The organism is Spirulina subsalsa FACHB-351 (assembly GCF_026130165.1).
Taxonomy (GTDB): domain Bacteria; phylum Cyanobacteriota; class Cyanobacteriia; order Cyanobacteriales; family Spirulinaceae; genus Spirulina_A; species Spirulina_A subsalsa_A.
On sequence record NZ_JAIHOM010000239.1, the window covers coordinates 1 to 2,263 of the forward strand.

The 2,263-nt window shown below is 49.1% G+C and carries 3 protein-coding genes; all 3 read left to right on the plus strand.

All coding sequences use genetic code 11. The features are described 5' to 3' along the window. On the plus strand, nucleotides 1–572 hold a 572-nt coding region (locus tag K4A83_RS22575; protein WP_265266972.1), incomplete at its 5' end, for a Uma2 family endonuclease. 72 nt (nucleotides 573–644) lie between these two features. Continuing rightward, nucleotides 645–1,523 (plus strand): Uma2 family endonuclease, encoded by an 879-nt coding sequence (locus K4A83_RS22580; RefSeq protein WP_265266973.1) that lies wholly within the window; start codon nucleotides 645–647, stop codon nucleotides 1,521–1,523. A 72-nt stretch (nucleotides 1,524–1,595) separates the two neighbouring features. Continuing rightward, nucleotides 1,596–2,263, plus strand: a 668-nt coding sequence (locus tag K4A83_RS22585) for a Uma2 family endonuclease (RefSeq protein WP_265266974.1), incomplete at its 3' end; no start/stop codon positions are given.

Here is a 2,263-nt window from a genome sequence, read left to right on the forward strand (position 1 = left end):
TAATTGCCATTGAATTTGTCTCAGGAGATGGTTCAGAAGAGCGGGACAGAACGCCTTTGTCTCAGATGGGTCAAGACCGTCAAAAACCGGGTAAATTCTGGGTGTATGAACAAGTGATTCGACCGGGATTTTATGCTATCTACGAAGTCCAGAGAGCCAGTGTAGAGGTCTATCACCTAATCGAAAATCATTACGAGTTAGTCCGGGCCAATGAACGGGGACATTATCCCATAGAACCAATGGGGGTAGAGTTAGGAATATGGCAAGGGCGCTATGGAAATGTAGAGTTGCCTTGGTTGCGGTGGTGGGATAGTGCGGGAAATTTGTTGCTAACGGGGGAGGAAAGGGCAGTCATTGAAAGGGAACGGGCAGCAGTTGAACGGCAAAGGGCAGAAACTGAACGGCAAAGGGCGGAAACTGAACGGCAACGAGCCGAACAAGCTGAACAACGGGTCGAACAAGCTGAGTTAGAGTTACAACAAGAACGCCAACGGGCAGAAACTGAACGCCAACGAGCGGAACGACTGGCGGAATTATTGCGTTCTCAAGGCATTAATCCAGAGGAATTGTGAGCCAATTAGAACACCTATTCTGATCCAAGTGTTATAATCCTAGCCACACCCTGCGATGAGAAACGATTAACTATGACCATCGCCAAATCTTCCCCCTTCGGCATTACCAGCCTTCCCGACCATACCCAACTCCCCGACTCCGACGGTACTTTTGTGAAAAACTTTCAGGAGCATCCCCAAAGTATCTTATTAACTGATTCGATTAAACCCACCCTAGAACAACTCCATCCTGATGGGCAGTATGCTATCGGTCAGGATTGTGGGATTTATTGGCGACTCACAGACCCCCCAGAGAGAGGAGCAGAATGTCCAGATTGGTTCTATGTGGCCAACGTTCCCCCCAGTCTGGATGGACAATGTAGGCGTTCCTATGTGTTATGGCAAGAGTTTATCCCCCCTTTAATTGCCATTGAATTTGTCTCAGGAGATGGTTCAGAAGAGCGGGACAGAACGCCTTTGTCTCAGATGGGTCAAGACCGTCAAAAACCGGGTAAATTTTGGGTGTATGAACAAGTGATTCGACCGGGTTTTTATGCTATCTACGAAGTGCAGAGAGCCAGTGTAGAGGTCTATCACCTGATCGAAAATCATTACGAGTTAGTCCGGGCCAATGAACGGGGACATTATCCCATAGAACCGATGGGGGTAGAGTTGGGGATATGGCAAGGGTGCTATGGAAATGTAGAGTTGCCTTGGTTGCGGTGGTGGGATAGTGCGGGGAATTTGTTGCTGACGGGGGAGGAACGGGCAGTCATTGAAAGGGAACGGGCAGAAACTGAACGCCAACGGGCCGAACAAGCCGAACAACGGGTCGAACAAGCGGAAATAGAGTTACAACAAGAACGCCAACGAGCAGAAGTTGAACGCCAACGAGCAGAAGTTGAACGCCAACGAGCGGAACGACTGGCGGAATTATTACGTTCCCAAGGCATTAATCCAGAGGAATTGTGAGCCAATTAGAACGCCTATTCTGATCCAAGTGTTATAATCCTAGCCACACCCTGCGATGAGAAACGATTAACTATGACCATCGCCAAATCTTCCCCCCTCGGCATTACCAGCCTTCCCGACCATACCCAACTCCCCGACTCCGACGGTACTTTTGTGAAAAACTTTCAGGAGCATCCCCAAAGTATCCTCCTCACCGATTCGATTAAACCCACCCTAGAACAACTCCATCCTGACGGACAATATGCTATCGGTCAGGATTGCGGCATTTACTGGCGTTTAACAGACCCCCCGGAGAGGGGAGCAGAATGTCCAGATTGGTTCTATGTGGCTAACGTTCCCCCCAGTCTGGATGGACAATGTAGGCGTTCCTATGTGTTATGGCAAGAGTTTATCCCCCCTTTAATTGCCATTGAATTTGTCTCAGGAGATGGTTCAGAAGAGCGGGACAGAACGCCTTTGTCTCAGATGGGTCAAGACCGTCAAAAACCGGGTAAATTCTGGGTGTATGAACAAGTGATTCGACCGGGTTTTTATGCTATCTACGAAGTGCAGAGAGCCAGTGTAGAGGTCTATCACCTGATCGAAAATCATTATGAGTTAGTCCGGGCCAATAAACGGGGACATTATCCCATAGAACCGATGGGGGTAGAGTTGGGGATATGGCAAGGGTGCTATGGAAATGTAGAGTTGCCTTGGTTGCGGTGGTGGGATAGTGCGGGGAATTTGTTGCTGACGGGGGA

Excerpts from the sequence above, each read along its gene's own strand:
- K4A83_RS22580 (WP_265266973.1), top strand. The coding sequence starts at position 645 with ATGACCATCGCCAAATCTTCCCCCTTCGGCATTACCAGCCTTCCCGAC.